5 protein-coding genes and 2 pseudogenes are annotated in these 6,623 nt (G+C 50.4%); 6 read left to right on the top strand and 1 reads right to left on the bottom strand.

All coding sequences use genetic code 11. The features are described from left to right. Positions 1-713: 713 nt before the first annotated feature. Positions 714-2,030, bottom strand: a complete 1,317-nt coding sequence (locus BLA60_RS41755; protein WP_099723125.1) for a phosphatase domain-containing protein — start codon at positions 2,028-2,030, stop codon at positions 714-716. A gap of 109 nt (positions 2,031-2,139) precedes the next feature. Here BLA60_RS41755 and BLA60_RS41745 point away from each other — a divergent pair. The 6 genes and pseudogenes from BLA60_RS41745 to aph(3')-Ia form a co-directional block, all read left to right on the top strand. Beyond that, a pseudogene (locus BLA60_RS41745) lies at positions 2,140-2,424 on the top strand (MFS transporter); the annotation flags it as partial. 79 nt (positions 2,425-2,503) lie between these two features. Then, positions 2,504-3,586 (top strand): DNA-binding transcriptional repressor LacI, encoded by a 1,083-nt coding sequence (lacI, locus tag BLA60_RS41740; RefSeq protein ID WP_000805902.1) that lies wholly within the window; start codon positions 2,504-2,506, stop codon positions 3,584-3,586. A 49-nt stretch (positions 3,587-3,635) separates the two neighbouring features. Continuing rightward, positions 3,636-3,977 (top strand): annotated as a pseudogene (locus BLA60_RS41735) (hypothetical protein); the annotation flags it as partial. Positions 3,978-4,027: 50 nt separating this feature from the next. After that, the gene (locus tag BLA60_RS46620; RefSeq protein WP_003660253.1) at positions 4,028-4,291 is read left to right on the top strand and encodes a site-specific integrase; all 264 of its coding nucleotides are present in this window, start codon (positions 4,028-4,030) and stop codon (positions 4,289-4,291) included. Positions 4,292-4,361: 70 nt separating this feature from the next. Further along, complete coding sequence (locus BLA60_RS41725) at positions 4,362-4,586, top strand: Rop family plasmid primer RNA-binding protein (protein WP_003660230.1); 225 nt, start codon at positions 4,362-4,364, stop codon at positions 4,584-4,586. 1,136 nt (positions 4,587-5,722) lie between these two features. Then, positions 5,723-6,538: an aminoglycoside O-phosphotransferase APH(3')-Ia gene (gene aph(3')-Ia / locus BLA60_RS41710; RefSeq protein WP_000018329.1), complete on the top strand. Its 816-nt coding sequence runs from the start codon at positions 5,723-5,725 to the stop codon at positions 6,536-6,538. Positions 6,539-6,623 lie beyond the last annotated feature (85 nt).

Raw genomic sequence — 6,623 nt, 5'->3', positions numbered from 1 at the left:
TCATGAGCGGATACATATTTGAATGTATTTAGAAAAATAAACAAATAGGGGTTCCGCGCACATTTCCCCGAAAAGTGCCACCTAAATTGTAAGCGTTAATATTTTGTTAAAATTCGCGTTAAATTTTTGTTAAATCAGCTCATTTTTTAACCAATAGGCCGAAATCGGCAAAATCCCTTATAAATCAAAAGAATAGACCGAGATAGGGTTGAGTGTTGTTCCAGTTTGGAACAAGAGTCCACTATTAAAGAACGTGGACTCCAACGTCAAAGGGCGAAAAACCGTCTATCAGGGCGATGGCCCACTACGTGAACCATCACCCTAATCAAGTTTTTTGGGGTCGAGGTGCCGTAAAGCACTAAATCGGAACCCTAAAGGGAGCCCCCGATTTAGAGCTTGACGGGGAAAGCCGGCGAACGTGGCGAGAAAGGAAGGGAAGAAAGCGAAAGGAGCGGGCGCTAGGGCGCTGGCAAGTGTAGCGGTCACGCTGCGCGTAACCACCACACCCGCCGCGCTTAATGCGCCGCTACAGGGCGCGTCCCATTCGCCAATCCGGATATAGTTCCTCCTTTCAGCAAAAAACCCCTCAAGACCCGTTTAGAGGCCCCAAGGGGTTATGCTAGTTATTGCTCAGCGGTGGCAGCAGCCAACTCAGCTTCCTTTCGGGCTTTGTTAGCAGCCGGATCTCAGTGGTGGTGGTGGTGGTGCTCGAGTTAAAAATCTCCCGAAGCGACTTGCCAGCATTCAACACCGATACGACGCCACATTTCAACTACTTGAGTTCGGTCATCAATAGCTAATTTCACGTCAAAATGCGGTGCAATGTGTTTCCAGAAAATTTCTTCTTTAACTACATCGTCTTTACGGGTATCGCCTTGTTCGCGCTGACATTGCATAACTAATGGAACGCCAGCAATGTCCTCAACCCATTTACGGGTCATACGATAATATTTCGTTGGGTCTTCTTTAGTTCCACTTTCACGACCTGAAACGACTACGATTTGATAACCCATAAGAGCATACATCTTAGACAGTTCAACAACCATAGGATTGATAACATCGGTATCGCATTTTTCAAGGTCATAAGGACCACGACCATTCATTTTAGCTAGTGTACCATCAACATCAAAAATAACTGCTTTTGGTTTACCAGGAGTCCCATTATATACTGGAAGACCGAGATACTCTCGCATGCTTTTATACATTGAACGTAAAACATCAATTGGTACTGCTTTAGTTCCGCGTTTTGAGTTACGTTTAACCAATTCAGTCCAAGGAACATCAAACACTTTATGTTCAACTTTCCAGCCGTATTCTTTGGCAAAAGTTTCCCATGCTAGGCGACGTTCAGGATTCAGGTTAGTATCTGAAATGATTACTCCCTTAACAGAATCGCCACCGTACAGAATACTTTTAGCTGTATCAAACTGCATACCAGTTACGATACCTTCTTTCTTTTTGGTATACTTGTACTCATCGCGTTCTTCATGCGCCATAATAGATTGGCGATAGTCATCACGATTGATATTATAAAACCCGGGATTCTTAGCAATAAATTCACGAGCCCAAGTACTCTTACCAGAACCAGGACAGCCAATAGTCAAAATAATCTTTTTGGATCCCGCTTTATCATCATCATCAGAACCACCACCACCAGAACCACCACCACCACTAGTACCACCAATCTGTTCTCTGTGAGCCTCAATAATATCGTTATCCTCCATGTCCAAATCTTCAGGGGTCTGATCAGCTTGAATTCTAATACCGTCGTACAAGAATCTTAAGGAGTCCATTTCCTTACCCTGTCTTTTAGCGAACGCTTCCATCAGCCTTCTTAAAGGAGTGGTCTTTTTGATCTTGAAGAAGATCTCTGAAGATCCATCGGACACCTTTAAATTGATGTGAGTCTCAGGCTTGACTTCTGGCTTGACCTCTGGCTTAGCTTCTTGATTGACTTCTGAGTCCGACATATGGCTGCCGCGCGGCACCAGGCCGCTGCTGTGATGATGATGATGATGGCTGCTGCCCATGGTATATCTCCTTCTTAAAGTTAAACAAAATTATTTCTAGAGGGGAATTGTTATCCGCTCACAATTCCCCTATAGTGAGTCGTATTAATTTCGCGGGATCGAGATCTCGATCCTCTACGCCGGACGCATCGTGGCCGGCATCACCGGCGCCACAGGTGCGGTTGCTGGCGCCTATATCGCCGACATCACCGATGGGGAAGATCGGGCTCGCCACTTCGGGCTCATGAGCGCTTGTTTCGGCGTGGGTATGGTGGCAGGCCCCGTGGCCGGGGGACTGTTGGGCGCCATCTCCTTGCATGCACCATTCCTTGCGGCGGCGGTGCTCAACGGCCTCAACCTACTACTGGGCTGCTTCCTAATGCAGGAGTCGCATAAGGGAGAGCGTCGAGATCCCGGACACCATCGAATGGCGCAAAACCTTTCGCGGTATGGCATGATAGCGCCCGGAAGAGAGTCAATTCAGGGTGGTGAATGTGAAACCAGTAACGTTATACGATGTCGCAGAGTATGCCGGTGTCTCTTATCAGACCGTTTCCCGCGTGGTGAACCAGGCCAGCCACGTTTCTGCGAAAACGCGGGAAAAAGTGGAAGCGGCGATGGCGGAGCTGAATTACATTCCCAACCGCGTGGCACAACAACTGGCGGGCAAACAGTCGTTGCTGATTGGCGTTGCCACCTCCAGTCTGGCCCTGCACGCGCCGTCGCAAATTGTCGCGGCGATTAAATCTCGCGCCGATCAACTGGGTGCCAGCGTGGTGGTGTCGATGGTAGAACGAAGCGGCGTCGAAGCCTGTAAAGCGGCGGTGCACAATCTTCTCGCGCAACGCGTCAGTGGGCTGATCATTAACTATCCGCTGGATGACCAGGATGCCATTGCTGTGGAAGCTGCCTGCACTAATGTTCCGGCGTTATTTCTTGATGTCTCTGACCAGACACCCATCAACAGTATTATTTTCTCCCATGAAGACGGTACGCGACTGGGCGTGGAGCATCTGGTCGCATTGGGTCACCAGCAAATCGCGCTGTTAGCGGGCCCATTAAGTTCTGTCTCGGCGCGTCTGCGTCTGGCTGGCTGGCATAAATATCTCACTCGCAATCAAATTCAGCCGATAGCGGAACGGGAAGGCGACTGGAGTGCCATGTCCGGTTTTCAACAAACCATGCAAATGCTGAATGAGGGCATCGTTCCCACTGCGATGCTGGTTGCCAACGATCAGATGGCGCTGGGCGCAATGCGCGCCATTACCGAGTCCGGGCTGCGCGTTGGTGCGGATATCTCGGTAGTGGGATACGACGATACCGAAGACAGCTCATGTTATATCCCGCCGTTAACCACCATCAAACAGGATTTTCGCCTGCTGGGGCAAACCAGCGTGGACCGCTTGCTGCAACTCTCTCAGGGCCAGGCGGTGAAGGGCAATCAGCTGTTGCCCGTCTCACTGGTGAAAAGAAAAACCACCCTGGCGCCCAATACGCAAACCGCCTCTCCCCGCGCGTTGGCCGATTCATTAATGCAGCTGGCACGACAGGTTTCCCGACTGGAAAGCGGGCAGTGAGCGCAACGCAATTAATGTAAGTTAGCTCACTCATTAGGCACCGGGATCTCGACCGATGCCCTTGAGAGCCTTCAACCCAGTCAGCTCCTTCCGGTGGGCGCGGGGCATGACTATCGTCGCCGCACTTATGACTGTCTTCTTTATCATGCAACTCGTAGGACAGGTGCCGGCAGCGCTCTGGGTCATTTTCGGCGAGGACCGCTTTCGCTGGAGCGCGACGATGATCGGCCTGTCGCTTGCGGTATTCGGAATCTTGCACGCCCTCGCTCAAGCCTTCGTCACTGGTCCCGCCACCAAACGTTTCGGCGAGAAGCAGGCCATTATCGCCGGCATGGCGGCCCCACGGGTGCGCATGATCGTGCTCCTGTCGTTGAGGACCCGGCTAGGCTGGCGGGGTTGCCTTACTGGTTAGCAGAATGAATCACCGATACGCGAGCGAACGTGAAGCGACTGCTGCTGCAAAACGTCTGCGACCTGAGCAACAACATGAATGGTCTTCGGTTTCCGTGTTTCGTAAAGTCTGGAAACGCGGAAGTCAGCGCCCTGCACCATTATGTTCCGGATCTGCATCGCAGGATGCTGCTGGCTACCCTGTGGAACACCTACATCTGTATTAACGAAGCGCTGGCATTGACCCTGAGTGATTTTTCTCTGGTCCCGCCGCATCCATACCGCCAGTTGTTTACCCTCACAACGTTCCAGTAACCGGGCATGTTCATCATCAGTAACCCGTATCGTGAGCATCCTCTCTCGTTTCATCGGTATCATTACCCCCATGAACAGAAATCCCCCTTACACGGAGGCATCAGTGACCAAACAGGAAAAAACCGCCCTTAACATGGCCCGCTTTATCAGAAGCCAGACATTAACGCTTCTGGAGAAACTCAACGAGCTGGACGCGGATGAACAGGCAGACATCTGTGAATCGCTTCACGACCACGCTGATGAGCTTTACCGCAGCTGCCTCGCGCGTTTCGGTGATGACGGTGAAAACCTCTGACACATGCAGCTCCCGGAGACGGTCACAGCTTGTCTGTAAGCGGATGCCGGGAGCAGACAAGCCCGTCAGGGCGCGTCAGCGGGTGTTGGCGGGTGTCGGGGCGCAGCCATGACCCAGTCACGTAGCGATAGCGGAGTGTATACTGGCTTAACTATGCGGCATCAGAGCAGATTGTACTGAGAGTGCACCATTGCGGTGTGAAATACCGCACAGATGCGTAAGGAGAAAATACCGCATCAGGCGCTCTTCCGCTTCCTCGCTCACTGACTCGCTGCGCTCGGTCGTTCGGCTGCGGCGAGCGGTATCAGCTCACTCAAAGGCGGTAATACGGTTATCCACAGAATCAGGGGATAACGCAGGAAAGAACATGTGAGCAAAAGGCCAGCAAAAGGCCAGGAACCGTAAAAAGGCCGCGTTGCTGGCGTTTTTCCATAGGCTCCGCCCCCCTGACGAGCATCACAAAAATCGACGCTCAAGTCAGAGGTGGCGAAACCCGACAGGACTATAAAGATACCAGGCGTTTCCCCCTGGAAGCTCCCTCGTGCGCTCTCCTGTTCCGACCCTGCCGCTTACCGGATACCTGTCCGCCTTTCTCCCTTCGGGAAGCGTGGCGCTTTCTCATAGCTCACGCTGTAGGTATCTCAGTTCGGTGTAGGTCGTTCGCTCCAAGCTGGGCTGTGTGCACGAACCCCCCGTTCAGCCCGACCGCTGCGCCTTATCCGGTAACTATCGTCTTGAGTCCAACCCGGTAAGACACGACTTATCGCCACTGGCAGCAGCCACTGGTAACAGGATTAGCAGAGCGAGGTATGTAGGCGGTGCTACAGAGTTCTTGAAGTGGTGGCCTAACTACGGCTACACTAGAAGGACAGTATTTGGTATCTGCGCTCTGCTGAAGCCAGTTACCTTCGGAAAAAGAGTTGGTAGCTCTTGATCCGGCAAACAAACCACCGCTGGTAGCGGTGGTTTTTTTGTTTGCAAGCAGCAGATTACGCGCAGAAAAAAAGGATCTCAAGAAGATCCTTTGATCTTTTCTACGGGGTCTGACGCTCAGTGGAACGAAAACTCACGTTAAGGGATTTTGGTCATGAACAATAAAACTGTCTGCTTACATAAACAGTAATACAAGGGGTGTTATGAGCCATATTCAACGGGAAACGTCTTGCTCTAGGCCGCGATTAAATTCCAACATGGATGCTGATTTATATGGGTATAAATGGGCTCGCGATAATGTCGGGCAATCAGGTGCGACAATCTATCGATTGTATGGGAAGCCCGATGCGCCAGAGTTGTTTCTGAAACATGGCAAAGGTAGCGTTGCCAATGATGTTACAGATGAGATGGTCAGACTAAACTGGCTGACGGAATTTATGCCTCTTCCGACCATCAAGCATTTTATCCGTACTCCTGATGATGCATGGTTACTCACCACTGCGATCCCCGGGAAAACAGCATTCCAGGTATTAGAAGAATATCCTGATTCAGGTGAAAATATTGTTGATGCGCTGGCAGTGTTCCTGCGCCGGTTGCATTCGATTCCTGTTTGTAATTGTCCTTTTAACAGCGATCGCGTATTTCGTCTCGCTCAGGCGCAATCACGAATGAATAACGGTTTGGTTGATGCGAGTGATTTTGATGACGAGCGTAATGGCTGGCCTGTTGAACAAGTCTGGAAAGAAATGCATAAACTTTTGCCATTCTCACCGGATTCAGTCGTCACTCATGGTGATTTCTCACTTGATAACCTTATTTTTGACGAGGGGAAATTAATAGGTTGTATTGATGTTGGACGAGTCGGAATCGCAGACCGATACCAGGATCTTGCCATCCTATGGAACTGCCTCGGTGAGTTTTCTCCTTCATTACAGAAACGGCTTTTTCAAAAATATGGTATTGATAATCCTGATATGAATAAATTGCAGTTTCATTTGATGCTCGATGAGTTTTTCTAAGAATTAATTCATGAGCGGATACATATTTGAATGTATTTAGAAAAATAAACAAATAGGGGTTCCGCGCACATTTCCCCGAAAAGTG

The organism is Actinophytocola xinjiangensis, assembly GCF_001921215.1.
Classification (GTDB): domain Bacteria; phylum Actinomycetota; class Actinomycetes; order Mycobacteriales; family Pseudonocardiaceae; genus Actinophytocola; species Actinophytocola xinjiangensis.
This window is presented reverse-complemented; position numbering and strand designations above follow the sequence as displayed.

Excerpts from the sequence above, each read along its gene's own strand:
- BLA60_RS41755 (WP_099723125.1), bottom strand. The coding sequence starts at position 2,030 with ATGGGCAGCAGCCATCATCATCATCATCACAGCAGCGGCCTGGTGCCG.
- BLA60_RS41725 (WP_003660230.1), top strand. The coding sequence starts at position 4,362 with ATGAACAGAAATCCCCCTTACACGGAGGCATCAGTGACCAAACAGGAA.